Consider the following 24808-nt stretch of genomic DNA (forward strand, 5'->3'; position numbering starts at 1 on the left):
TATTTGTTCGATCGGTTTTCAACTGCCCTCCGGGCTTCTCACAACAAGAAGAGGACCTTTCCATGAACGTTCTGAACCTGAAAATCGCCGTCAGCCTGGTGAATGCCGCGCTGGTGGCGGGCCGCAAGATCAATGCCGCGCCACTGACCGTGGCGGTGCTGGATGCCGGCGGGCACCTGCTGGCGCTGCAGCGCGAGGATGGCGCGAGCTTGATTCGTCCTGAAGTGGCCACTGGCAAAGCCTGGGGGGCGATTGCCCTGGGCAAGGGGTCGCGCTTGCTGGCGCTGGATGCGCAGCAGCGGCCGGCTTTTTTTGCCGCGTTGAACGGGATGGGTGAGCGGCCGGTGGTGCCGGCGCCGGGTGGGGTGCTGATTCGTGATCAGGACGGCAAGGTGCTGGGTGCCGTGGGGATCAGCGGCGATACGTCGGATATCGACGAGCAGTGTGCGATCAGTGCGATCGAGGAGGTGGGGTTGCGGGCAGATGCCGGGGTAGCGGCCTAAATCTCTATTGCCTGTTCTGGCCCATTCGCGGGCAAGCCCGCTCCTACAGGGACTCCACAACCTTCAGGCAAGTGGTGATCCTGTGGGAGCGGGCTTGCCCGCGAATGGCCCTTCGGGATGGTTCAGGCTGCCTCAGGCTCACAACCTTTCAAGACCATACGAATAATGGTTTCGGCCGCCGCGTCATAATCACTGTCGGCCAGCTTGGCCTTGCCGGTCACCGCAGAAATCTGCCAGTCGAAGTCCGCATAGGTCTGGGTCGCCGCCCAGATGCTGAACATCAGGTGATGCGCGTCCACATGGGCGATCTGCCCGCGGTCGATCCAGCGCTGGATGCACTCGATGTTGTGCCGGGCCTGCTCGTTCAACTGCTCTACCTGGTTCGGTGAAAGGTGCGGCGCGCCATGCATGATCTCGCTGGCGAACACCTTGGACGCATGGGGCAGGTCACGCGAAATGCGAATTTTCGAACGAATGTACGCACTCAGCACTTCCTTCGGGTCGCCGTCTGCATTGAACGGCGTGGATGCCTGCATGATCGGCGCGATGATGCTTTCCAGGACCTCGCGGTAAAGGTTGTCCTTGGACTTGAAGTAGTAGTACACGTTCGGCTTGGGCAGGCCGGCCTTGGCCGCGATATCGCTGGTCTTGGTGGCGGCGAAGCCCTTGTCGGCGAATTCCTCGCTGGCCGCGCGCAGGATCAATTCCTTGTTGCGCTCGCGAATGGTGCTCATGGTCAGGGATCTTCCTCGTGTCTGGCCACCTCTAAGGGGGATCGGGCATGGTAGCACCGGCCTCGACGGGCGCTCAAGGCAGCGGCTTTGGGCTAGAATCCGGCACATTGACTTATTTGGATACAAGCAAACATGGCAGGAAGCAGTCTACTGGTACTGATCGACGATATCGCCACGCTGCTGGACGACGTCTCTCTGATGACCAAGGTGGCGGCAAAAAAAACCGCAGGCGTGCTGGGTGATGACCTGGCGCTGAATGCCCAGCAGGTCACCGGCGTGCGCGCCGATCGCGAACTTCCGGTCGTCTGGGCGGTGGCCAAGGGGTCGTTCGTCAACAAGGCGATCCTGGTACCGGCCGCGTTGCTGATCAGTGCGTTCATACCCTGGGCGGTTACGCCGTTGTTGATGTTGGGTGGCGCGTTCCTGTGCTTCGAGGGTTTCGAGAAGCTGGCGCACAAGTTCTTGCACAGCAAGGCAGAGGATGAGGCACAGCACGCGGCGCGCAAGGAGGCTGTTGCCGATGCCAGTGTTGACCTGGTGGCTTTTGAAAAAGCCAAGATCAAGGGGGCGGTGCGTACCGACTTCATCCTGTCGGCGGAAATCATCGCCATTACCTTGGGTATCGTGGCTGACTCGCCGCTGACCCAGCAGATCATCGTGCTGTCGGGCATTGCGGTGGTCATGACCATTGGTGTGTATGGGTTGGTAGGCGGGATCGTCAAGCTTGACGACCTTGGGCTGTGGATGGCCCGCAAAACCTCCAGGCTGACTCAGGCAGTGGGTAACGGCATCCTGCGGGCGGCGCCGTACATGATGAAAAGCCTGTCGGTGATTGGTACTGCGGCGATGTTTCTGGTGGGCGGTGGGATCCTGGTGCATGGCATCGAGCCGCTGCATCATGCCATCGAGGCGTTCAGCGAAGGGCGTGGTGGGGCGCTGACCGGGGCGTTGCTCAACGCTGGGGTCGGGGTTGTGGCCGGTGCCATGGTGCTGGCGGTGGTCAGTGCTGCGGGGAAGTTGTGGCGGGCGCTCAGACCTGCCAATTGAGGCGCCTGGCCGGGGCTTTGCCCCGGTTCGCGCGTGAACCCGCCCCCCAGGTACCGCGTATGCCTTGAACCCGGTGCGGCCCCTGTAGGAGCGGGTTTACCCGCGAATGGGCCGCAGCGCGGCCCCGAGCGATCCGTTCAGAAGTGAACCTTGACCAAGAAGCTCATGGTGTTCTGGTCGGTAGTGAAGGCATCGCTGTCCTTGATGCCGTACTTGTTCTTCCAGTAATCGTACTCAACACCCACATACAACTGCTTCTCGCCCAGGTGCAGCGCCTTGCCCAGGTCATACTTGATCTGCGGGTTGAAGTGCAGGTTGGCCTGGTAGGTGCCGCGGCGGTTCTCGTCGTTGTCCACCACCCAGTCCATGAAGCCGTCGATCAGCACGTCGGAGTCACCGACCGGAATGGTGTAAGACCACACCGGGGTGATCTGCCACACGTTGTCGCCCGCGCGGCTGCCGTCGGTGGTGCGGTTGTAGAAGTTCAGCTGGAAGTAGTCGAAGCCCGGGATGGCCAGGTCGAAGCCCGGACCGATCAGGTAAGACTCGGTGTCACCCTCGCCAAACTCGTAGGTCATCGCCAGCAGCACGTCCTTGACCGGGCCAAACTCGATCTTCTGGTCGAAAATCTTGCCGAACGACAGGCGTGGGCTGATCTCACCGTAGTAGGTGTTCGGGCCGTTGCCGGCGTCTTTCTGGCCCTGGTAGAAGATCTTGTCGACGAAAATGAAGTTGTCGCCGTACTTCCAGCCATCGGCGTGCTCGAAGGTGACGGTTTGCTGAATTGCCGGGTTGACCTTGAAGTTCTTGCCCCACAGGTAGGTCAGGCTGTTGTTCTGCCATTGCAGCAGGTCGCCGCCGAAGGTGGTGCCGCAGGCCAGCAGGCCGCCGGCGAGGATCAGGCTGTTGATGGTACGCATTGCGAGTGTCGCTCCCTTGATTGATCTGTTGTCAGCGCTCGTTGCCGGCGCTTTTTTGTCTTTTGAGTCAGCTTTTTTCGATAGGCCACAGCTGTTTGGCAAGGGTCGAGCCAACTTTTCCGGGTTGGCAAAACCTTCCTGCTCGACTTCGTTTTGAACGGATGAAAAGGGTCTTTCAGGCTGGCAACACGTTGGCCAACCGCCCGTATTCATTGACTGAGCGGTCAGTAAACGCAGGCAGAATCCGTTCTGCCCTGATCGAGGGGGCGCGCAGATTACTGGCTTGCGCGCCGCGCCTCAAGTGCTCCGTCCTGGAGCGGGGTGATTCAAACTTGTGCGTTTGGTCAACTTCCTAGAAGTGCACCTTGATCAGCGCACTGGCCACGCTCTGGTTGCTGTCCAGGTTGCCGCGGCTGTCAATGCCGTACTTGTCTTTCCAGTAGCTGTATTCAAAGCCGACGTAGAGCTGCTTGGCGCCCAGGTTCAGCGCCTTGCCCAGGTCGTATTTGACCTGCGGGTTGAAGTGCAGGTTGGCGTGATAGGTGCCACGGCGGGTCTGGTCGTTGTCGGTAACCCAGTCCATGTAACCGTCGATCAGAATGTCTGACCGGCCGACAGGGAGGGTGTACGACCAGCCAGGGGTAATCTGCCAGACGTTGTCACCGGGGCGGCTGCCTTCGGTGTTGCGCACGTAGAAATTGAGGGTGAAATAGTTGAAGCCGGGGATGTTCAAGTCAAAGCCGGGGCCGATCAGGTAGGCCTCGTTGTCGCCTTCACCGCGCTCGTAGGTCATGGCCAGCAGCACATCCTTGATCGGACCGAAGGCAAGCTTGCGGTCGAAGATCTTGCCCAATGACAGGCGTGGGCTGAACTCGCCGTAGTAGGTGGTCACACCTTTGCCGGGGTCGGCCTTGCCGTTGTAGAAAATCTTGTCGACGAACATGAAGGTGTCGCCGTACTTCCATTTGTTGGCGTGCTCGAAGGTGATGGTCTGCTGGATATCAGGGTTGACCTTGAAGTCCTTGCCGTACAGGTAGGTCAGGCTTTCGCCGTGCCACTGCAGCCATTCGCCTGCGTGCGAGGGTAGGGTGGCCAGCAGGCTGCTGCCCAACAACAGGGACGTGGTGATGCGCTTCATGTTGTGATTCCCGGACTTATTGTTTTTGTTGGCGGTTTTTTTGGCGCGCAGGCGCCCCGGGCGACCCATTCCGGCGGGTCGACGGCGTAGCGGTTACTGCAGAGGTAAATGAGGGGCGGTCATGCACCGCCCCTTTTGGCTCAATGCTGGTGACAGACGTCGTTGTGCATTGCGCGGTCGGCACCGCCAAGGATGTTGAACAGAACGTTCAACACCAGGGCACAGACCGTGGCCATGGCGATACCGCTGTGGGTGATGGGTTCCATCCACTGTGGCATCTGGGCAAAGAACTCCGGACGCACCACGGGGATCAACCCGAAGCCGACGCTCACGGCAACCAACAGCTGGTTGCGGCGGTCGCCGATGTCCGCCTCCTGAAGAATCTTGATCCCGGTGGCGGTGACCATGCCGAACATGGCGATGGACGCGCCGCCCAGTACTGCGGGCGGGATCGAGGCAATCAGGAAGGCCGCCTTGGGCAGCAGGCTGAGCAGGATCAGCAGTGCACCGGCCACGATGGTGACATAGCGGCAGCGCACCCCGGTCATCTGCACCAGGCCGATGTTTTGGGCGAACGAGGAGTGGGTGAAGGTGTTGAAGAAGCCCGCAATGAACGACGCACCGGCATCGCACAGCAGGCCGCGACGCAGCATGCCAGGGGTGACTTCGCGATCGGTCACCTTGCCCAGGGCCAGGAACATGCCGGTGGACTCGACGAAGATGATCACCACTACCAGGCACATGGACAGGATCGGCGCCAGGCTGAAGGTCGGCATGCCAAAGTGCAGCGGGGTGACCACCTGCAACCACGGTGCTTCATTCAGACCCGACAGGTCGACCATGCCGATGGAGCCGGCCAGGATGTAGCCAAGGCCCATGCCCACCAGTACCGACACGTTGACCCAGAAACCGCGCATGAAGCGGTTGATCAGCAGGATCACGGCCAGTACCAGGCCGGCCACCAGCAGGTAGATCGGCGACCCGAACGTTTGAGCGTCTTGGCCGCCACCGGCCCAGTTGACGGCCACCGGGAACAGCGACAGGCCAATCGAGGTGATCACCGTACCGGTGACCAGTGGGGGAAAGAAGCGGACAACCTTGGACATGAACGGCGCGATCAGCATGCCGAAGAACCCGGCAGCGATGGTCGCGCCGAAGATCCCCTGCAGGCCCACGCCGGGCATGCCGGCCATGGCCACCATGCTGCCGACGGCAGCGAAACTGGCACCCATCATCACCGGCATGCGGATGCCCACCGGGCCGATACCGAACGACTGGATGATGGTAGCGACGCCAGCGACCAGCAGGTCGGCGTTGATCAGGAAAGCGACTTCTTCACGGGACAAACCGGCGGCCTGGCCGATGATCAACGGCACGGCGATCGCGCCACCGTACATCAGCAGAACGTGTTGCAGGCCAACCAGGAACAGTTGGAACAGGGGCAAGGGTTCTCGCGGCGGCGCAATGGGGATATACGCCTTGCGTGACTCGGACATGCAGCACCTCGAGTTTTGTTTTTATTCTCGGATCCAAGCGGCAGGCCTCATGCCTGCGCGCTCGATGCTTGCTTGTTGCGTAACACATGGAGCTTGAGGCCGGGGCTTCCGGCCTCTTCGCGGGCAAGCCCGCTCCTACAGGGAAAGGTGGTTCCCTTGGGGGCGGGTTGCCTGGCGAGGTGCTGTCAGTTGACCTGGGCGCCTTTGGCGATCCAGTCGCCGACGAGCTTGCGCTCTTCGGTGGTCATCTGGGTGATGTTGCCCAGCGGCATGATCTGGCTGGCAACCGCTTGCGCCTGAATGCGCGCGGCCTGGGCCTGGATCTGCTGCGGAGTGTCGAACATCACGCCGGCAGGAGCGGCGCTGAACAGTGGGCTGGTCGGCTTGGACGAGTGGCACACAGTGCAGCGTTCCTGGATGACATTGTGGATCTTGTCGAAGTCGCCACCTCCGGCCTGGGCAGCGGCCTGGGCCGGTGCCTGCGCAGGTGCGGCGGGTGCTTCGGCAGCCTTGGCGGCGTCCTCGGCACGCTGCTCGGCAGCGGTCTTGCCACCTACAGCAGTTGCCGGCAGCGGTTGGTACTCGATCTTCGCTGCGGCTTGCTCAGGGCTTACGGCCATCGGTTTCGGGCCGGTAACGTAGGCCAGGCAGATCATCGCCAAGGCGCCGACGGGCAGGGTCCAGGCGTACTTGTTGCTGTCGTGGCGGGTGTTGAAGTAGTGGCGGATCAGCACCGCGGCTACTGCGATACCGGCCAGGATCAGCCAGTTGTACTGGCTACCGTAGGTGCTCGGGAAATGGTTGCTGATCATGATGAACAGCACCGGCAGGGTGAAGTAGTTGTTGTGACGCGAGCGCAACAGGCCCTTGGCCGGCAGTACCGGGTCGGGCGTCTGGTTGTTCTCGATCGCCGCCACCAGCTGGCGTTGGGCCGGCATGATGATGCGGAACACGTTACCGACCATGATGGTGCCGATGATCGCGCCGGTGTGCAGGTAGGCACCACGGCCGCTGAACACCAGGCTGAAGCCCCAGCAGGCAGCGATGATCAGCACGAACAGCACACCACCGAGCAGCGCTGGCTTCTTGCCCAAGGGCGAGTCGCACAGGAAGTCGTAGATGAACCAGCCCGCGATCAGCGAGCCGATACCGATGGCCACGCCTTCGGCACCGCTCAGGGTGCTGCCAGGTGCCAGCAGGTACAGGGTCGGGTTCCAGTAGAACACCACGCACAGCAGGGCGATACCGGACATCCAGGTGAAGTAGGCTTCCCATTTGAACCAGTGCAGGTTCTCGGGCATTTTCGGGGGGGCGAGCTTGTATTTCTCCAGGTGGTAGATACCACCGCCGTGAATCGCCCAGAGATCACCCGACAACCCATCGCGCGGGTTGCTTCGGTTCAGGTGGTTCTCCAGCCAGACGAAGTAGAACGATGCACCGATCCAGGCGACGCCGGTGATCATGTGAACCCAGCGAATGCTCAGGTTCAGCCATTCGTGAAGGTGTGCTTCCACAGTATGTACCTCTGCCAGTCACCGAGAAGATGACTGACCTTTTCTTATTGGTGGGGATTGAGGATCAGCATCTGTTCCTCGGTGAAGTAATGCTCATCGCAGTTGTTGCCAGAACCACTGCGATCAACCACCAGGAAATCATCCCGCTTTTCGATCGTCAGCACCGGGTGGTGCCAGACGCCGCGATGGTAATTAACGCCCTGCCTGCCATTACTGCGGAAGGCTCGGACCAAGCCTGATACAGGTGCATCGCCAACGGGCGCGACCACGATCAGAAAGGGGTTGCCGAGCAGCGGGATGAAAGCCTGGCTGCCCAGCGGATGGCGTTCCAGCATGCGCACGGTCAGCGGCATGTCCTGCGCGTCGGCGCGGAAGATGCTGATGATCGCCTTGTCTTCAGGCTCGGCGGTTTCGACCGTGGCGAGCTTGTGAAAGCGCATGGTCGAGCCGTTGTTGATCATGAAGTGGTCGCTGCCGTCGGTTTCGATCACGTCTCCGAACTGGGCGAAGGCTTCTTTGGTCAAGGGCTCGATCATCAGGGTGCGCATGCGGTTATCTCTTCTATTGTTCGTTTTCTGAATAAGGTTCGGCTGTTGCTTACAGCTGCAGCAGGCGGAACAGGGCGATCAGGTTGATCTGCGCCAGGGCTTCCTTGAATTCGGCATCGGCATCGTTGTGGATGCGTTTTTCAAAGGCGGCGAGAATCTGGTGCCGGTTGCTGCCCTTCACCGCCATGATGAACGGGAACTGAAACTTGGCTTTATAGGCATCGTTCAGTTCGGTGAACCGGGCGAACTCTTCGGCGGTGCACTGGTGGATACCGGCACCGGCCTGTTCGTTGGTGCTCGATTCGGTCAGTTCGCCCTGGATGGCGGCCTTGCCTGCCAGGTCCGGGTGAGCATTGATCAGCGCGAGCTGGTCAGCGTGGTTGGCGCTGAGCAGGATATCGCTCATGCGCTGGTGCAGCGCCTCGATCTCGTCCAGCTCGCCCAGTTGGCCCAGGTCATAGGCTTTTTCGGCAACCCACGGCGAGTGCTCGTAGATGTCGGCGAAGGCCTTGACGAAGGCGTCGCGGTCCAGGGCGGAGGGTTTGAGGGTATTGAAGGCGGTCATCAGGCGTTCTCTTTCTTGTACGGGTGGGTGGTGTGCCAGTGGCGGGCGATATCCACGCGACGGGCGAACCAGACCTGGTCATGACTTTTTGCGTAATCGACGAAGCGCTTGAGTGCTGCCAGGCGTGCCGGGCGGCCGACCAGGCGGCAGTGCAGGCCGATGGAAAGCATTTTCGGTGCTTCGGCGCCTTCGGCGTACAGCACATCAAAGGCGTCTTTCAGGTACTGGAAGAACTGCTCGCCGCAGTTGAAGCCCTGTACCTGGGTGAAGCGCATGTCGTTGGTGTCCAGGGTGTAGGGGATTACCAGGTGCGGCTTGCCGGTGGGGTTGTTCGGCTCCCAGTAGGGCAGGTCGTCGTCGTAGGTGTCGCTGTCATAGAGGAAGCCACCTTCTTCCATCACCAGGCGGCGGGTGTTCGGGCCGGTACGGCCGGTGTACCAGCCCAGCGGGCGCTCGCCGGTGAGTTCGGTGAGGATACGGATGGCTTCGAGCATGTGCTCGCGCTCCTGGGCCTCGTCCATGTTCTGGTAGTCGATCCAGCGGTAGCCGTGGCTGCAGATCTCGTGGCCGGCTTCGACCATGGCGCGGATCACGTCGGGGTGGCGCTGGGCGGCCATGGCCACGGCGAAGACGGTGAGTGGCACGCCGCTGTCCTTGAACAGCTTCAGCAGGCGCCATACACCGGCACGGCTGCCGTATTCATACAGCGACTCCATGCTCATGTTGCGCTGGCCCTGCAGGGGTTGGGCAGCGACCATCTCGGACAGGAAGGCTTCGGATTCCTTGTCACCGTGCAGGATGTTGCGTTCGCCACCTTCCTCGTAATTGAGGACGAAAGACAGCGCGATGCGGGCGTTGCCCGGCCATTGCGGGTGAGGAGGGTTGTTGCCGTAACCGATCAGGTCGCGAGGGTAATCAGCGCTCACTGCAGTCTTCCTTCTTGTGCGTTAGTGCGGGGGGTGGGCGGGCCGCGTCGGTATGTCGCACCACCGGATGGGCTGATTGTATACAACTTCTGAAATCTTTTGTAAGCCTGTTTTTCCGCATTTCTTCCCTTTTGTCGCCTGACAGCGACCTGGAAATACAGTGCAAGAAACCTGCCTGTTTGGTCAGCTAATGAGGTTGGCATCGTTATGGTGCGTGTATTTGCGACCGATGGGGCGTTAATGGGCAGCAAATGAAGGGTGTGACAGAGGGGATCAAAAAATTGTGTACAATCCTCGGGTGGAATGTCTTAATAACGTCATTCCCGCCTACCGCAGGCGCTAAGCTGGTGCGATGGCTGAGTATTTTTTGCCCACAGATTGAACAAGAGGCGACACGCAATGGGACGTTTGACCACACACGTACTGGATGCCGCGCATGGCTGCCCGGGTAGCTCGATCAAGGTCGAGCTGTACCGCGTCGAAGGCCAGCAGCTGGAGCTGGTGAACACCGCCCTGACCAACAGCGATGGCCGCGTCGACGCGCCGCTGTTGCAGGGGGACGATTACCGCACTGGCGTTTACCAGTTGCAGTTCAGCGCTGGGGATTACTACCGCGCCCGTGGCGTGCAATTGCCGGCCCAGGCGTTTCTGGATGTTGTCGTGCTGCGCTTTGGCATCGACGAGTCGCAGGAGCACTACCACGTGCCGCTGCTGATTTCGCCGTACAGCTATTCGACCTATCGTGGAAGCTAGTTGGTCGCTAGAAGAATCTTCGTAGGTCCTTTGGCCCGCTCTCACACTGGCGGGCTTTTTTTCGTCTGCTGTTTTTGTGTGGCCTGTGCCGGCCTCTTCGCGGGTGAACCCGCTCCTACCACGGCCGGTTCCCAACCCCTGATGTGTGTCACCACCGATCAGGTGTAGGAGCGGGTTTACCCGCGAATACGGTAGCGGCAGCAACGGTGAACGGCGGGGGGAGATTGGCCAGCAGGGCCGGCCCTTTCGCGGGTGAACCCGCTCCTACGGCGGGCTGTATCCAACTGTCCACCACCGTTGTAGCACCGGGTTTACCCGCGAATACGGTGGCGGTAGCAACGGTGAACGGCGGATGGAGATTGGCCGTCAGGCCCGGCCCTTTCGCGGGTGAACCCGCTCCTACGGCGGGCTGTATCCAACTGTCCACCACCGTTGTAGGAGCGGGTTTACCCGCGAATACGGTGGCGGTAGCAACGGTGAACGGCGGATGGAGATTGGCCGTCAGGCCCGGCCCTTTCGCGGGTAAACCCGCTCCTACGGGCGACCGCGCAGGCCTTTCAAATGTTGAGCAAGGGCGCCATATCGTGGCGTCCCAACAAGGCGTTCGCGCGTCCCTCGCAGGCATTAATGGGCCGGAACAAGCGTAGGAGCGACCTTGCTCGCGATGCGCCGCGCGTGCGGCGCTCGATTTCGAAAACACTGGAAATCTAAAGCCAAGCGCCCTTGCTCAGAGGAACACGAACTTGGCAATGAAGATTGCGCACAGTACCCACAGGCTGGCCGAGATTTCCTTGTACTTCCCGGTACCTGCCTTCAACGCGACGTAGGTGATGAAACCCAGCGCGATACCATCGGCAACGGAGAAGGTCAGCGGCATCATGATGACCGTGACAATCGCCGGAATGCTGTCGGTGGCTTCGTCCCAATGGATGTGCGCCATGCTGCCCATCATCAGCATTGCCACGTAGATCAGTGCGCCTGCTGTCGCGTAGGCCGGGATCATCCCCGCCAGCGGGGCGAAGAACATCGCTGCGACGAACAGCAAGCCGACCACCACCGCCGTCAAACCGGTACGGCCACCTGCGGCGACACCTGCGGCACTCTCCACATAACTGGTCACTGGGGGCACGCCGACCACAGCACCGAATACGCTGGAAGCACTGTCGGCCTTCAAGGCGCGTGACAGGCCTTCGATACGCCCGTCCGGCGCTACCAGGTTCGCTCGCTGGGCAACCCCCATCAGCGTGCCGGCAGTGTCGAACATGTGCACGAACAGGAACGCCAGCACCACGCTGATCATGCTGACATTGAACACGCCAGCCACGTCCATGGCCATCCAGGTCGGTGCCAGGCTTGGGGGCATCGACATCACCCCGCCAAACTTGACCAGGCCCAGGCCCCAGCCCGCCAGGGTGACACCAATGATGCTGATCAGGATCGCGCCGAATACCCGCTTGTAGCTCAGGATGGCGATCAGCAGGAAGCACACGGCCGCCAGCAGCGGCCCCGGCTCATGCAACGAGCCCAGCTTGATCAGGGTGGCGGGGCTGTCGACGATGATGCCTGCGGTCTTCAGGCCGATCAGCCCGAGAAACAATCCGACGCCGGCCCCCATGGCATGGCGCAGGCTGACCGGGATGCTGTTGAGCAGCCATTCGCGCACTTTCGACAAGGTCAGGAACATGAACAACACGCCGGAGACGAATACCGCCCCCAGCGCCGTTTCCCAGTTGTAGCCCATGGTGCCGACCACGGTGTAGGTAAAGAAAGCATTGAGCCCCATGCCCGGCGCCAGGCCCACCGGCCAGTTGGCGTACAGGCCCATCAGCAGGCAGCCCAGCGCGGCGGCGATGCAGGTGGCGACAAAAGCGGCACCATGGTCGATGCCGGCGTCGGCCATGATGTTGGGGTTGACGAAGATGATGTAGGCCATGGTGATGAAGGTGGTCACCCCAGCGATCATTTCGGTTTTGACAGTGCTGCCGTGTTGCTTGAGTTTGAAAATCCGCTCCAGCCAGCTCGTTTCGAGCGGCGGGGCGAGATCCAGCGTAGGGGCTTCGGATTTGCGGCTTTCCACAGCGGGTACTCCTCAAGTCTTTCTTGTTGTTATGGAGCCAGTTTCCTGCGCAATGCACTTGGCGGCTCCGCGAGGGAAGGCAGACGTCTACCTTTTTGTTGACTCATGGGTCAAGAAGTTGCTCGATGGATTATGCTTTTGTGTACAAATAAAGCAAATAATGTTTTATGTTTTGTGTGCGCAATGCGTCGTACAACGGCTATATAGGTAAAACGCCCCCTGCGGAATCGCCTCAGCCTGTGTACAATGGCGCCATACTTTCTCTTCGTGCCTCGAGAGCCCATGAACGAACAGCTGCAACCTCTGAAAAAACCTGCACGAGTCGGCAAGGCCGGCCGCAGCGGTACCCAGGACGACATCGTCTACGCGCATATTTTCGAGGCGATCCTCGAGCAGCGTCTGGCTCCGGGCACCAAGTTGAGCGAGGAAGCGCTGGGCGAGATCTTTGGCGTCAGCCGCACCATCATCCGCCGCGCCTTGTCGCGCCTGGCCCACGAAAGCGTGGTGCTGCTGCGGCCGAACCGCGGCGCGGTGGTGGCCAGCCCGACTGTAGAAGAGGCGCGCCAGGTGTTCTTCTCACGGCGCATGGTCGAACGCGCCATCACCGAGCTGGCGGTGCAGCATGCCACCCCCGATCAGCTCAACGAGCTGCGGCAGATGGTGCGTGAGGAGCGCGACAGCTTTTCGCGCGGTGACCGGGGTGCCGGCATTCGCCTGTCCGGTGAGTTCCACCTCAAGCTGGCCGAAGCGGCGGGCAATGCACCGCTGGTAAGTTTCCAGCGCAGCCTGGTATCGCAGACTTCGCTGATCATTGCCCAGTACGAAAGCGGCAACCGCTCGCACTGCTCTTACGATGAGCACATGCAGCTCATCGATGCCATCGAGGCGCGCGATGCCGAGCAGGCCGTGAGCCTGATGATGCATCACATGGACCACATCGACAGCAAGCTGAACCTGGACGAGGAGAGCGCCTCGGACGATTTGCATGCGGTGTTCTCGCATTTGCTGAAAAAGCCCAAGGTTTCCGTCAAGGGTTGAACGTTTGCCGGTGTGATCGAGGGGCTGCAAATCAGCCCCTAGCCACAACTGGCCATAACCCAAAGGTCTGCTAAATTCTTGTGAGCAAACCTTCATCAAGCAGTTGGGCTTGCGCATTCGCTGCGTTCAACTTCTTGAGGAATGGATTCATGAGCATGTCCCTCGGTAAACGCATGGGTGCCGAACTGATCGGCACCTTCTGGCTGGTCCTTGGTGGCTGTGGCAGTGCGGTACTCGCAGCCAGTTCCCCCGTCGGCATCGGTGTGCTCGGTGTCGCCTTCGCCTTCGGCCTCACCGTACTGACCATGGCCTTTGCCATCGGCCATATCTCGGGTTGCCATCTAAACCCTGCCGTGTCGTTCGGGCTGGTGGTCGGCGGGCGCTTCCCGGCCAAAGAGCTGCTGCCTTATGTGATCGCCCAGGTGATCGGTGCCATCCTGGCGGCCGGGGTGATCTACCTCATCGCCAGCGGCAAGGCCGGGTTCGAGCTGTCTTCGGGGTTGGCTTCAAACGGCTACGCCGACCATTCGCCCGGTGGCTATACGCTGGGTGCGGGTTTTGTCAGTGAAGTGGTGATGACGGCGATGTTCCTGGTGGTCATCATGGGGGCGACCGACGCCCGCGCACCGGCAGGTTTTGCACCGATCGCCATCGGCCTGGCCCTAACCCTGATCCACCTGATCTCGATCCCGGTGACCAATACCTCGGTCAACCCCGCGCGTAGCACGGGGCCGGCCTTGTTCGTCGGTGGCTGGGCCCTGCAGCAGCTGTGGCTGTTCTGGGTGGCGCCGCTGATCGGTGCTGCAATCGGCGGCGCGCTGTATCGGGGCCTGGCGAAAGAACCTTAGCGCTGGTGCACGCAGCGCCCGGCGGCGTAGGTTTCACGCACGGTACGGTCATCGCCCAGGGTGGTGAGCACGAACAAGGTTTCTTCGATGCTGTTGGACTGCTGGATGCGGTAGTCCAGCAGTGGTGTGGCCTTGTAGTCCAGCACCACGAAGTCGGCATCGTTGCCTGGGCGCAGGCTACCGATACGGTCGTCCAGGCGCAGTGCGCGGGCGCCGCCGAGGGTGGCCAGGTACAGCGATTTGTACGGGTGCAGGCGCGCGCCTTGCAGCTGCATCACCTTGTATGCCTCGTTCAGGGTGTTGAGCAGAGAGAAGCTGGTGCCGGCGCCAACGTCGGTACCCAGGCCCACGTTGACCTTGAACCGCTCGGCCTGGGGCAGGTTGAACAGGCCGCTGCCGAGGAACAGGTTGGAGGTGGGGCAGAAGGCCACGGCCGAGCCGGTTTCTGCCAGGCGCTGGCACTCGTCGTCGCACAGGTGCACGCCGTGGGCAAACACCGAGCGCTCGCCCAGCAGCTCGAAGTGGTCGTAGACGTCCAGGTAACCCTTCTGCTCGGGGAACAGCGACTTGACCCAGTCGATTTCCTTGAGGTTTTCCGACAGGTGCGTGTGCATGTACACGCCCGGGTGCTCCTTGAGCAATTGGCCGGCCAGGGTCAATTGTTCCGGCGTGCTGGTTGGGGCGAACCGCGGGGTAACGGCATAATGCAGGCGGCCCTTGCCATGCCAGCGCTCGATCAGTGCCTTGCTTTCGGCATAGCCCGATTCGGCGGTGTCGGTCAGGTAGTCCGGCGCGTTGCGATCCATCATCACTTTGCCGGCGATCAGGCGCAGGTCCAGGCGCTCGGCCTCTTCGAACAGGGCGTTGACCGATTCCGGGTGCACGCTGCCGAATACCAGCGCAGTGGTGGTGCCGTTGCGCAGCAGTTCCTTGAGGAAGATTTTCGCCACCTGGTCGGCGTGGCCTTTGTCGGCGAACTGCTTTTCGCATGGGAAAGTGTAGGTGTTCAGCCAGTCCAGCAACTGCTCGCCGTACGAGCCGATCATGCCGGTCTGCGGGAAGTGGATGTGGGTATCGATGAAGCCCGGGGTGATCAGCGCGTCCTGGTAGTGCTCGACCGGGATGCCGGCATCCAGCGTCGGCAGCAGTTCACTGGCGTGCCCAACGGCGCTGATGCGGCCATCGTCGACCACCAGCAGGCCGTCTTCGTAGTATTCATGGGAAGCCTCCAGGCCCACCTCGGCCGGGTCGGCAATGCTGTGCAGGATGGCGGCACGGTAGGCTTTGCGGGTAACGGTCATAACACACTCGTCAAATGGCTTGGCTGCGGCGGGAGGGCGGCAGCAATTGGGCAATGGGGCCGGCATTGGCGGCAGCGTCGTGCTGGCCGAAGCAGGCGTTGTAAGTGGCAATGATTTCACCGGCGATAGACACGGCGATCTCGATGGGCAGCTTGCCCTTGACCTCGGCCAGGCCCATCGGGCAGCGCATGCGTGCCATGACGGCCTCGTCGAAGCCTCGCTCGCGCAGGCGGTGCTCGAACTTGACCCGTTTGGTCTTCGAGCCGATCAGGCCGAACCAGGTGAAATCGTTGCGCTTGAGAATGGCGGCGGTCAGTTCCAGGTCGAGCTGGTGGTTGTGGGTCATGACGATGCAGTAGCTGCCGGGCGGCAGGTCTGCGACTTCGTCGACCGGCTCTTCACTGACCACCTTGGTCACCCCGTTGGGGATGAGCTCGGGGAATTCCTGTTCACGCGAGTCGATCCAGCGCACCCGGCAGGGGAGCGCGGCGAGCAAGGGTACCAGAGCCCTGCCGACATGGCCCGCGCCGAACACGGCGATCTGAGCCTGCACGGCGGCCATGGGTTCGAACAGCAGCACGGTCACGCCGCCGCAGCACTGGCCCAGGCTGGCGCCGAGGCTGAAGCGCTCAAGGTGCGGCGTGGTGCGCTGCGCTTCGAGCATTTGCCGGGCGATGTGCAGCGCCTTGTATTCCAGGTGGCCGCCGCCGATGGTGTCGAACAGACCGCTGGCGCTGACCACCATCTTCGAGCCGGCATTGCGCGGGGTCGAGCCGCGTTCCTCGATGATGGTCACCAGCACGCACGCTTCGCCACGGGACTGGTGGTCGGCGAGGGCGTTGATCCATTGGTGCATGATGCAGATCCTCTTCAGGTCAACGCGGTCCGCTTCTTTGTGGGAGCGGCCTTGTGTCGCGATAGGGGCGCGAAGCGGCCCCAGAATATTTAAAGCAACATACATATTTGGGGCTGCTGCGCAGCCCTTTCGCGACACAAGGCCGCTCCCACAGAAAAAGCGGAGCGCGGCGTTACTGGGTGACGGTTTCCAGCTCCGGTTCTGCGGACTGAGTGGCAGCCACCGCCTTGCGCATCTGCTCACAGCCCCACAGCACCCGCTCCGGTGTTGCCGGCGCGTCCACCTGTGGCTGCACGCGGTAGTTGGCGAGGCTGGCCACGGCATCCTTGATCGCGCACCAGGCGGCAATGCCCAGCATGAACGGCGGCTCGCCCACGGCCTTGGAGTGGAACACGGTGTCTTCCGGGTTCTTGCGGTTTTCCACCAGCTTCACCCGCAAGTCCAGTGGCATGTCGGCCACGGCCGGGATCTTGTAGCTGGCCGGGCCGTTGGTCATCAGCTTGCCTTTGGCGTTCCACACCAGCTCTTCGGTAGTCAGCCAGCCCATGCCCTGGATGAAACCGCCCTCTACCTGGCCGATGTCGATCGCAGGGTTCAGCGAATCGCCTACGTCGTGCAGGATGTCGGCGCGCAACATCTTGTATTCGCCGGTCAGCGTATCGACGATCACTTCCACGCAGGCAGCGCCAAAGGCGAAGTAGTAGAACGGCCGGCCGCGTGCCTGGCTGCGGTCGTAGAAGATTTTCGGCGTGCGGTAGAACCCGGTGCTGGACAGTGACACCTGAGCGAAGTAAGCCTGCTGCACCAGTTGCTCGAAGCTGACGATCTGGTCGCGCACCCGCACATGGCCGTTGCGGAATTCGACGTCTTCCTCGGTCACCTGATAGTGCCGTGCGGCAAACTCGGTCAGGCGTTTCTTGAGGATTTCGGCCGCGTTCTGCGCCGCCTTGCCGTTCAGGTCTGCACCACTCGACGCTGCGGTTGGCGAGGTGTTGGGTACCTTGTCGGTGTTGGTGGCAGTGATCTGGATGCGGCTGAAATCAACCTGGAAGATCTGCGCCACCACCTGAGCCACCTTGGTGTTCAGGCCTTGGCCCATTTCGGTGCCGCCGTGGTTCAGGTGAATGCTGCCGTCGGTGTAGATATGGATCAGTGCACCGGCCTGGTTGAGGAAGGTGGCGGTGAACGAAATGCCGAACTTGACCGGTGTCAGTGCCAGGCCTTTCTTCAGGATCGGGCTGTTGGCGTTGAAGCGGCGGATCGACTCGCGGCGTTCGGCGTAGTCGCTGCTGGCTTCCAGTTCGGCGGTCATCTCCTCGAGCATGTTGTGCTCGACGGTCTGGTAGTAGTGGGTGACGTTGCGTTCGGTCTTGCCGTAATAGTTGGCCTTGCGCACGGCCAGTGGGTCACGGCCCAGATGACGGGCGATATGGTCCATCACCTGCTCGATGGCGACCATACCCTGTGGGCCGCCAAAGCCGCGGTAGGCGGTGTTGGAGGCGGTATTGGTCTTGCAGCGGTGGCCGTGGACGGTGGCATCGCCCAGGTAGTAAGCGTTGTCGGAGTGGAACATGGCACGGTCGACGATCGAACCGGACAGGTCGGGCGAATAGCCGCAGTTGCCGGCCAGGTCGAAATTGATACCGTGCAGCCGGCCGTTGTCGTCGAAGCCCACGTCATACTCGACGTAGAACGGGTGGCGCTTGCCGGTCATGGTCATGTCTTCGACCCGCGGCAGGCGCATCTTGGTTGGCTGGCCGGTCAGGCGCGCGACTACCGCGCACAGGCATGCCGGGCTGGCGGCCTGGGTTTCCTTGCCGCCAAAACCGCCACCCATGCGGCGCATGTCCAGCACCACCTTGTTCATCGGCACGTCGAGCACTTCGGCGACCAGTTTCTGCACTTCGGTGGGGTTCTGCGTGGAGCAGTAGACGATCATGCCGCCGTCTTCGGTGGGCATGACCGAGGAAATCTGCGTTTCCAGGTAGAAGTGCTCCTGGCCGCCGATGTGCAGGGTGCCCTGAATGCGGTGCGGGGCGCTGGCCAGGGCGGCAGCCGAATCGCCGCGCTGGTGGGTGTGGCTGTCGAGCACGAAGTGCTTCTTGCGCAGTGCATCGACCACGTCCAGCACCGGCTCCAGGTCTTCGTACTCGACGATGGCGGCCATGGCCGCTTTGCGTGCGGTTTCAAGATCGCGGGCAGCGACAGCGAGCACCGGCTGGCCGAAGAACTCGACCTTGTCGATGGCCAGCAATGGGTCGCCGGCCACCACCGGGCCGATGTCCTTCAGGCCGGGGATGTCTTCGTGGGTGATGGCAATGCGCACGCCCTCGAAGGTGTAGCACGGCGTGGTGTCGATGCGCAGGATGCGCGCATGGGCGCGGTCGGCGGTGCGGGCGTAGACGTGCAACTGGTTGGGGAATTCCAGGCGGTCGTCGATGTACACAGCCTCGCCGGATACATGCTTGTCGGCGCTGTCGTGCTTGACGCTGCGGCCGACCCCGGTGGTCAGGTCCTGGCTGAACAGTTCGGCCATCTCGGCCTGGCTTTTGGCTACGTGATGGTTAGACATAAGCGGTCACCCGGGTTTCGATGTGCGGCGTTTGCTGTTCGATGAAGTACTTGCGCAGCAGGTTCTGCGCGGTCAGCAGGCGGTATTCCTTGCTGGCGCGGAAGTCGCTGAGTGGGGTGAAGTCCTCGGCCAAGGCCTGGCAGGCGCGCTCGATGGCGGCCTGGTTCCACGGCTTGCCGCGCAACGCTGCCTCGCAGGCACGGGCGCGCTTGGGTATCGCCGCCATGCCGCCGAAGGCGATCCGCACACCGCTGACCACACCGTCTTCGATGCTCAGGTTGAAGGCTGCGCACACGGCGGAGATGTCGTCGTCCAGGCGTTTGGACACTTTATAGGCGCGGAACGCCCAGTCACTGGAGGCGCGCGGTACGATGATCTTCTCGATGAACTCGCTGTCCTGGCGAGCCGTGATGCGGTAGTCGATGAAGTAGTCTTCCAGTGGCATCACCCGTTGGCGTTCACCCTGGCGCAGCACCACCTGCGCGTCCAGGGCGATCAGCAGGGGTGGCGAGTCGCCGATTGGCGAGGCGTTGCCGATGTTGCCGCCGAGGGTGCCCTGGTTGCGGATTTGCAGCGAGGCAAAACGATGCAGCAGGGCGCCGAAGTCAGGATATTCCTCGTTAAGCGCGCCATAGCAGTCGGTGAGCGGGGTGGCGGCGCCGATTTCCAGGTGGCTGGCGGTTTTCTCGATGCGCTTGAGCTCGGCCACGTGGCCGACGTAGATCATCACGGGCAAGGTCTTGTGGAACTGGGTGACTTCCAGCGCCAGGTCGGTACCACCGGCCAGCAGCCGCGCTTCGGGGTGCGAGCTGTACAGGTCGGCCAGATCCGCCACGGTCAGCGGCACCAGGCAGCGCTTGTCGCCGCTGTTCAGCTCGCCGGTCTGCGTCGGGGCAATGGCCTTGAGGCGGCTGATGGTTTGTGCCTGCTGGGCATCGAACTGGTCGCGGCAGGGCTGGCGGCAGCTCTGCTCGGCGGCGTCGAGGATCGGCCGGTAACCGGTGCAGCGGCACAGGTTGCCAGCCAGGGCTTCCTGGGCCTGGTGCAGGTCAGGGCCGCTGCTGTTCTTTTGCAGAGCGAACAGCGACATGACAAAGCCAGGGGTGCAGAAGCCGCACTGCGATCCATGGCAATCGGCCATGGCCTGTTGCACGCTGTGCAGTTGGCCTTGGTGCTTGAGCCCCTCGACGCTGATCAGTTGCTTGCCGTGCAGCGACGACACAAAGGTCAGGCACGAATTGAGGCTGCGGTAGCGCAGGCTGTCGTTGCCGTGGTCGTCCTGGCTCAGTTCACCGACCACCACGGTGCACGCACCGCAGTCACCACTGGCGCAGCCCTCCTTGGTGCCGGGTTTGCCCAGGTGCTCGCGCAGGTACTGCAGCACTGTCATGTTAGGGTCCAGGGCGTGCTCACTACGCAGCTCCTGGTTGACGAGAAACTGGATCACGGGGATGGCCTCGCAATGGTTTTATTGTTGTTGGGCGGACTCTAAGCAAGACCTGTCTAGCAGGTCAATATTTTTCTGACTCAAGGGTCAAGAAAATGCACATGTCCATGCCCAGCCGCACACACTGCCTCTATTCCAAGCATAGATCGCGCCGGGCGCGTGGCTGTCTGAAAGGTCAAATAAACCACCTGGCCCCTCTGCGCGATTACCGCCCAAGTACGCTACAATTCGCCCCTTGTGCCCAGTTCAATGATTTTGAAGGAAAACCATGACGTTCAAGGCCCCGGACAGCCTCTCCGAGCAGATTGCCGATTACCTGGCCGAACGCATCATCCGCGGCGAGCTGGCGCCAGGCGAACGTATCCAGGAGCAGAAGGTTACCCAGGCGCTCAACGTCAGCCGCGGCTCGGTGCGCGAAGCACTGCTGATCCTCGAACGCCGCCATCTGGTGGCGATCCTGCCGCGACGTGGTGCCCATGTCACCGAACTGGACGAACGCAGCGTTCGTAGCCTGTGCTCGCTGATGGGCGAGTTCTACATCCTGCTGGGCAATGCGGTTGCGCAAAAATGGCGCACCGAAGCCGACCTGCGCCCGTTTCTGGAGATCCAGCAGCGGCTGCAGCGTGCCCATGACCAGCTCGACATCAAGACCTTCGTCGCCGACAGTTTTGCGGTCATGCGTGCGGCCTATCCGTTCGCCGACAACCCGTTCCTGCAGGAAACCGTGGAAAACCTGCAGCCGGCCATGAGCCGTGCCTATTACCTGTCGCTGGACCAGCGCCAGGCCAACATGATCGACTATCTCGACCTGTTCGCCCGCCTGCTCGAAGCCGTGGTCTCCCGCGACCTGCCGCGCATTCGCGAGGTGCTCACCGCCTATGGCCAGCGCAGCTGCGAACTGGTGCTGGCGGCACTGGCCAGAGGCTGACCGATGCGCCTGAAGTGCATTCGCCTGGCCGGGTTCAAGTCGTTCGTCGACCCGACCACGGTCAACTTCCCCAGCAACATGGCGGCCGTGGTCGGCCCAAACGGCTGCGGCAAGTCCAATATCATCGACGCGGTGCGTTGGGTGATGGGCGAAAGTTCGGCAAAAAACCTGCGCGGCGAGTCGATGACCGACGTCATCTTCAACGGCTCCAGTGGCCGCAAGCCGGTCAGCCAGGCCAGTATCGAACTGGTGTTCGACAACAGCGAAACCACCCTGGTCGGCGAGTATGCCGCCTACGCCGAGATTTCGATCCGCCGCAAGGTTACCCGCGACGGGCAGAACAGCTATTACCTCAATGGTACCAAGTGCCGCCGGCGTGACATCACCGATATCTTCCTCGGGACGGGGCTGGGGCCGCGCAGCTACTCGATCATCGAGCAGGGCATGATCTCCAAGCTGATCGAGGCCAAGCCCGAGGAGCTGCGCAACTTCATCGAGGAAGCGGCGGGCATTTCCAAATACAAGGAGCGCCGCCGCGAAACCGAGAACCGCATCCGTCGCACCCAGGAAAACCTGGCGCGCCTGACCGACCTGCGCGAAGAGCTCGAGCGCCAGCTGGAGCGTCTGCATCGCCAGGCCCAGGCCGCCGAGAAGTACCGTGAGTACAAGGCTCAGGAGCGGCAGATGAAAGCGCGCCTGTCTGCCTTGCGCTGGCGAGACCTGGACGAACAAGTACGCCAGCGCGAATCGGTGATCGGCGATCAGGGCGTTTCTCACGAGGCACTGGTGGCCGAGCAGCGCAATGCCGATGCCAGTATCGAACGCCTGCGCGACGGTCATCACGAACTGTCCGAACGCTTCAACCAGGTGCAGGGCCGTTTCTATTCGGTGGCCGGTGACATCGCCCGGGTCGAGCAGAGCATTCAGCATGGCCAGCAGCGCCTGCGGCAGTTGCAGGACGACTTCAAGGAAGCCGAGCGCACACGCCTGGAAGCCGAATCGCATCTGGGGCACGACCGTACCCTGCTGGCGACTTTGGGCGAAGAGCTGGCCATGCTCGAACCCGAGCAGGAAATGACCCTGGCGGCTGCCGAGGAAGCCGCTGCCGCGCTTGAAGAGGCCGAGCTGGGCATGCACGGCTGGCAGGAACAGTGGGACAGCTTCAACAGCCGCTCCGCCGAACCGCGCCGCCAGGCCGAAGTGCAGCAGGCGCGCCTGCAGCAGCTGGAAACCAGCCTTGAGCGCCAGGCCGAGCGCCAGCGCAAGTTGGTCGAGGAGCGCGAGCAACTGGGCGGCGACCCGCAGGATGCCGCCATGCTCGAACTGGCCGAGCAACTGGCCAGCAGCGAAATGCTGCTGGAGGAACTGCAGCTCTGCGAAGAGCAGGTGATCGAGCGCCTGGAAAGCGCGCGCGAGCAAATGCAGCAGGCCACCCAGGCGCAACAGCAGGCACAGGGTGACCTGCAGCGTCTGGGCGGGCGTCTGGCCTCGCTTGAAGCCTTGCAGCAGGCCGCCCTGGAGCCGGGCGCAGGTGCTGCGCAATGGCTGCACGGCCAAGGGCTGGAGCAACAGCCGCGGCTGGCCGAAGGCTTGCGGGTGGAGCCGGGTTGGGAGCTGGCGGTAGAGACGGTGCTTGGCGCCGATCTGCAGGCTGTGCTGGTGGACGATTTCAACGACCTCGATTTTGCGGGCCTGGAACAGGGTGAGCTGCGTTTGCTGCTGGCCGTCGGCGCGGGGGCGACGTTGCCCGGCAGCTTGCTGGAGAAGGTTGAGAGCCGTATCGACCTGGCGCCCTGGCTGGGCCAGGTCAGGCCTGTGGAAGACCTGGCTCAGGCACTGGAGCAGCGCGCGTCGCTCGGCGAAGGGCAGAGCCTGGTCAGTCGTGATGGCTACTGGGTCGGCCGGCACTTCGTGCGGGTACGCCGAGGTGGCGAGGCCGAAGGCGGCGTGCTGGCGCGCGGCCAGGAAATCGAACGCCTGGGCCAGGAACAACTGGAGCAGGAAGCGGCGCTGGAGCAACTCGATCAACAGTTGCAGGCGCTGCGCGAGCAGCAACTGGACCTGGAGGAGCAGCGCGAACAGTTGCGCCGCCGCACACAGGATGAAAACCGCCTGCACGGCGAGCTGAAGGCCAGTCTTTCGGCCAGCCGCGCGCGCGCCGAGCAGGTCGAGTTGCGCCGCCGCCGCTTGCACGAAGAGCTGAGCGAGCTGGAAGAGCAGCGCGCCCTGGAACACGAGCAACTGGGCGAAGCACGCCTGCTGCTGCAAGAGGCTCTGGAGCTCATGGCCCAGGACACCGAGCAGCGCGAACAGTTGATGGCCCGCCGCGACACCCTGCGCGAAAGCCTTGACCGGGTGCGTCAGGAGGCCCGCCAGCACAAGGACCACGCTCACCAGCTGGCGGTGCGCCTGGGGTCGTTGCGTGCCCAGCACGACTCCACCCGCCAGGCGCTGGAGCGTCTGGAGCAGCAAGCTGCGCGCCTGACCGAGCGCCAGGAACAACTGAGCCTGAACCTGGAGGAGGGTGAAGCCCCGCAGGAAGAACTGCGCCTGAAGCTGGAGGAGCTGCTGGAGCGGCGCATGAGCGTCGACGAGGAAATGCGCCTGGCTCGCCTGCACATGGACGAAGCTGACCGCGAACTGCGCGATGCCGAAAAACGCCGCACCCAGGCCGAGCAGCAGGCCCAGCTGCTGCGTGGTCAACTGGAGCAGCTGCGCCTGGAGTGCCAGGGCCTGGATGTGCGGCGCAAGACCCTGCAAGAGCAGTTGCTGGCCGACGGCTATGACCTGCAAGGCGTGCTCGCCACCCTGGAAGCCGAGGCCAGCGAGCAGGGCACCGAGCAGGAGCTGGAACAGCTTGAAGCGCGCATCCAGCGCCTGGGGGCGATCAACCTGGCGGCCATCGAAGAATACGAGCAGCAGTCCGAGCGCAAACGATACCTGGACGCTCAGGACGCCGACCTGGTCGAAGCGCTGGAGACCCTCGAAAACGTCATCCGCAAAATCGACAAGGAAACCCGCAACCGCTTCAAGGATACCTTTGATCAGATAAATGCCGGATTACAGGCACTTTTCCCAAAAGTTTTCGGTGGTGGCAGCGCTTATCTGGAACTGACGGGCGAAGATCTACTCGATACAGGGGTAACGATCATGGCGCGACCGCCGGGCAAGAAGAACAGCACCATCCATCTGCTGTCCGGTGGCGAGAAGGCACTGACCGCTTTGGCGCTGGTGTTTGCCATCTTCAAGTTGAACCCCGCACCGTTCTGCATGCTCGACGAGGTCGATGCACCGCTGGACGATGCCAACGTCGGGCGCTACGCGCGTCTGGTCAAGGAAATGAGTGAAAGCGTGCAGTTCATCTACATCACCCATAACAAGATTGCCATGGAGATGGCGGACCAATTGATGGGGGTGACCATGCATGAGCCGGGTTGTTCACGCCTTGTTGCAGTTGATGTGGAGGCGGCCATGGCCATGGTCGACGCTTGATGCACGACGATAGGGGCACATTCTGCAGCGAAATGCCCCCGCCGTGTGCGACAGACGGTGTAAAGTTGTCTTTGGTCGTGCTAGCTTAATGTCACTCGTTTTTTG

Annotated in this window: 20 protein-coding genes; 7 read left to right on the forward strand and 13 right to left on the reverse strand. The window is 62.1% G+C overall.

The genetic code is table 11. The annotated features are described in order from the left end of the window. Positions 1 to 62 precede the first annotated feature (62 nt). Positions 63 to 503, forward strand: a complete 441-nt coding sequence (locus tag ACTJJN_RS23970) for a GlcG/HbpS family heme-binding protein (protein ID WP_012051674.1) — start codon at positions 63 to 65, stop codon at positions 501 to 503. Positions 504 to 625: 122 nt separating this feature from the next. On the opposite strand, the gene ACTJJN_RS23975 is transcribed toward ACTJJN_RS23970, so the two are convergent. Then, positions 626 to 1237: a TetR/AcrR family transcriptional regulator gene (locus ACTJJN_RS23975; RefSeq protein WP_010955036.1), complete on the reverse strand. Its 612-nt coding sequence runs from the start codon at positions 1235 to 1237 to the stop codon at positions 626 to 628. A 132-nt stretch (positions 1238 to 1369) separates the two neighbouring features. On the opposite strand from ACTJJN_RS23975, the gene ACTJJN_RS23980 reads away from it, so the two are divergent. Continuing rightward, a complete protein-coding gene (locus ACTJJN_RS23980) occupies positions 1370 to 2284 on the forward strand; it encodes a DUF808 domain-containing protein (RefSeq protein ID WP_014755819.1) in 915 nt (304 codons plus the stop codon). A 137-nt stretch (positions 2285 to 2421) separates the two neighbouring features. On the opposite strand, the gene ACTJJN_RS23985 is transcribed toward ACTJJN_RS23980, so the two are convergent. From ACTJJN_RS23985 to puuE, 7 genes are all read right to left on the reverse strand, one after another. Continuing rightward, a complete protein-coding gene (locus ACTJJN_RS23985; protein WP_012051676.1) occupies positions 2422 to 3204 on the reverse strand; it encodes an outer membrane protein OmpK in 783 nt (260 codons plus the stop codon). 352 nt (positions 3205 to 3556) lie between these two features. After that, a complete protein-coding gene (locus ACTJJN_RS23990; protein ID WP_003254337.1) occupies positions 3557 to 4342 on the reverse strand; it encodes an outer membrane protein OmpK in 786 nt (261 codons plus the stop codon). A gap of 140 nt (positions 4343 to 4482) precedes the next feature. Beyond that, complete coding sequence (locus tag ACTJJN_RS23995) at positions 4483 to 5838, reverse strand: nucleobase:cation symporter-2 family protein (protein WP_003254336.1); 1356 nt, start codon at positions 5836 to 5838, stop codon at positions 4483 to 4485. Between the two features lie 185 nt (positions 5839 to 6023). Beyond that, positions 6024 to 7352, reverse strand: a complete 1329-nt coding sequence (locus ACTJJN_RS24000) for a urate hydroxylase PuuD (RefSeq protein ID WP_012051677.1) — start codon at positions 7350 to 7352, stop codon at positions 6024 to 6026. Positions 7353 to 7396: 44 nt separating this feature from the next. Then, positions 7397 to 7900, reverse strand: coding sequence for an ureidoglycolate lyase (locus ACTJJN_RS24005; protein ID WP_003254333.1), 504 nt, complete (start codon positions 7898 to 7900; stop codon positions 7397 to 7399). 49 nt (positions 7901 to 7949) lie between these two features. Further along, positions 7950 to 8465, reverse strand: a complete 516-nt coding sequence (gene uraD, locus ACTJJN_RS24010) for a 2-oxo-4-hydroxy-4-carboxy-5-ureidoimidazoline decarboxylase (RefSeq protein ID WP_004576924.1) — start codon at positions 8463 to 8465, stop codon at positions 7950 to 7952. Next, on the reverse strand, positions 8465 to 9391 hold the full coding sequence (puuE, locus tag ACTJJN_RS24015) for an allantoinase PuuE (protein WP_003254330.1): 927 nt from the start codon (positions 9389 to 9391) through the stop codon (positions 8465 to 8467). Before puuE ends, uraD begins: the two co-directional genes overlap by 1 nt. Before the next feature lie 399 nt (positions 9392 to 9790). On the opposite strand from puuE, the gene uraH reads away from it, so the two are divergent. Beyond that, on the forward strand, positions 9791 to 10144 hold the full coding sequence (gene uraH / locus ACTJJN_RS24020; RefSeq protein WP_003254328.1) for a hydroxyisourate hydrolase: 354 nt from the start codon (positions 9791 to 9793) through the stop codon (positions 10142 to 10144). 727 nt (positions 10145 to 10871) lie between these two features. Here uraH and ACTJJN_RS24025 read toward each other — a convergent pair. Then, a complete protein-coding gene (locus ACTJJN_RS24025) occupies positions 10872 to 12221 on the reverse strand; it encodes an NCS2 family permease (RefSeq protein WP_004577064.1) in 1350 nt (449 codons plus the stop codon). 282 nt (positions 12222 to 12503) lie between these two features. Here ACTJJN_RS24025 and ACTJJN_RS24030 point away from each other — a divergent pair, with 282 nt between their 5' ends. Then, the gene (locus tag ACTJJN_RS24030) at positions 12504 to 13259 is read left to right on the forward strand and encodes a GntR family transcriptional regulator (RefSeq protein ID WP_004577063.1); all 756 of its coding nucleotides are present in this window, start codon (positions 12504 to 12506) and stop codon (positions 13257 to 13259) included. A 149-nt stretch (positions 13260 to 13408) separates the two neighbouring features. Then, a complete protein-coding gene (gene aqpZ / locus ACTJJN_RS24035; RefSeq protein ID WP_012051680.1) occupies positions 13409 to 14107 on the forward strand; it encodes an aquaporin Z in 699 nt (232 codons plus the stop codon). On the opposite strand, the gene guaD is transcribed toward aqpZ, so the two are convergent. The 4 genes from guaD to xdhA all read right to left on the reverse strand — a co-directional run bounded on the left by guaD (position 14104) and on the right by xdhA (position 20283). Then, positions 14104 to 15408: a guanine deaminase gene (gene guaD / locus ACTJJN_RS24040; RefSeq protein WP_088513761.1), complete on the reverse strand. Its 1305-nt coding sequence runs from the start codon at positions 15406 to 15408 to the stop codon at positions 14104 to 14106. The genes aqpZ and guaD overlap by 4 nt on opposite strands. Positions 15409 to 15418: 10 nt before the next feature. Further along, the gene (gene xdhC / locus ACTJJN_RS24045) at positions 15419 to 16264 is read right to left on the reverse strand and encodes a xanthine dehydrogenase accessory protein XdhC (RefSeq protein WP_003254321.1); all 846 of its coding nucleotides are present in this window, start codon (positions 16262 to 16264) and stop codon (positions 15419 to 15421) included. 172 nt (positions 16265 to 16436) lie between these two features. Next, complete coding sequence (gene xdhB / locus ACTJJN_RS24050) at positions 16437 to 18836, reverse strand: xanthine dehydrogenase molybdopterin binding subunit (RefSeq protein WP_440781670.1); 2400 nt, start codon at positions 18834 to 18836, stop codon at positions 16437 to 16439. After that, positions 18829 to 20283: a xanthine dehydrogenase small subunit gene (xdhA, locus tag ACTJJN_RS24055; RefSeq protein WP_088513759.1), complete on the reverse strand. Its 1455-nt coding sequence runs from the start codon at positions 20281 to 20283 to the stop codon at positions 18829 to 18831. The genes xdhB and xdhA overlap by 8 nt, the downstream gene beginning before the upstream one ends. Before the next feature lie 268 nt (positions 20284 to 20551). On the opposite strand from xdhA, the gene ACTJJN_RS24060 reads away from it, so the two are divergent. Continuing rightward, the gene (locus ACTJJN_RS24060; protein ID WP_003254317.1) at positions 20552 to 21211 is read left to right on the forward strand and encodes a GntR family transcriptional regulator; all 660 of its coding nucleotides are present in this window, start codon (positions 20552 to 20554) and stop codon (positions 21209 to 21211) included. Positions 21212 to 21214: 3 nt separating this feature from the next. Further along, entirely contained in the window at positions 21215 to 24703 is a 3489-nt protein-coding gene (gene smc, locus ACTJJN_RS24065) for a chromosome segregation protein SMC (protein WP_440781671.1), read from the forward strand. Positions 24704 to 24808 lie beyond the last annotated feature (105 nt).

Source organism: Pseudomonas sp. 22515, assembly GCF_052044625.1.
In the GTDB taxonomy this organism is placed as follows: domain Bacteria; phylum Pseudomonadota; class Gammaproteobacteria; order Pseudomonadales; family Pseudomonadaceae; genus Aquipseudomonas; species Aquipseudomonas alloputida.

Coding starts and splice junctions, on each gene's coding strand:
- ACTJJN_RS23970 (WP_012051674.1), top strand. CDS start 63: ATGAACGTTCTGAACCTGAAAATCGCCGTCAGCCTGGTGAATGCCGCG.
- ACTJJN_RS23975 (WP_010955036.1), bottom strand. CDS start 1,237: ATGAGCACCATTCGCGAGCGCAACAAGGAATTGATCCTGCGCGCGGCC.
- ACTJJN_RS23980 (WP_014755819.1), top strand. CDS start 1,370: ATGGCAGGAAGCAGTCTACTGGTACTGATCGACGATATCGCCACGCTG.
- ACTJJN_RS23985 (WP_012051676.1), bottom strand. CDS start 3,204: ATGCGTACCATCAACAGCCTGATCCTCGCCGGCGGCCTGCTGGCCTGC.
- ACTJJN_RS23990 (WP_003254337.1), bottom strand. CDS start 4,342: ATGAAGCGCATCACCACGTCCCTGTTGTTGGGCAGCAGCCTGCTGGCC.
- ACTJJN_RS23995 (WP_003254336.1), bottom strand. CDS start 5,838: ATGTCCGAGTCACGCAAGGCGTATATCCCCATTGCGCCGCCGCGAGAA.
- ACTJJN_RS24005 (WP_003254333.1), bottom strand. CDS start 7,900: ATGCGCACCCTGATGATCGAGCCCTTGACCAAAGAAGCCTTCGCCCAG.
- uraD (WP_004576924.1), bottom strand. CDS start 8,465: ATGACCGCCTTCAATACCCTCAAACCCTCCGCCCTGGACCGCGACGCC.
- uraH (WP_003254328.1), top strand. CDS start 9,791: ATGGGACGTTTGACCACACACGTACTGGATGCCGCGCATGGCTGCCCG.
- ACTJJN_RS24030 (WP_004577063.1), top strand. CDS start 12,504: ATGAACGAACAGCTGCAACCTCTGAAAAAACCTGCACGAGTCGGCAAG.
- aqpZ (WP_012051680.1), top strand. CDS start 13,409: ATGAGCATGTCCCTCGGTAAACGCATGGGTGCCGAACTGATCGGCACC.
- guaD (WP_088513761.1), bottom strand. CDS start 15,408: ATGACCGTTACCCGCAAAGCCTACCGTGCCGCCATCCTGCACAGCATT.
- xdhC (WP_003254321.1), bottom strand. CDS start 16,264: ATGCACCAATGGATCAACGCCCTCGCCGACCACCAGTCCCGTGGCGAA.
- xdhB (WP_440781670.1), bottom strand. CDS start 18,836: ATGTCTAACCATCACGTAGCCAAAAGCCAGGCCGAGATGGCCGAACTG.
- ACTJJN_RS24060 (WP_003254317.1), top strand. CDS start 20,552: ATGACGTTCAAGGCCCCGGACAGCCTCTCCGAGCAGATTGCCGATTAC.
- smc (WP_440781671.1), top strand. CDS start 21,215: ATGCGCCTGAAGTGCATTCGCCTGGCCGGGTTCAAGTCGTTCGTCGAC.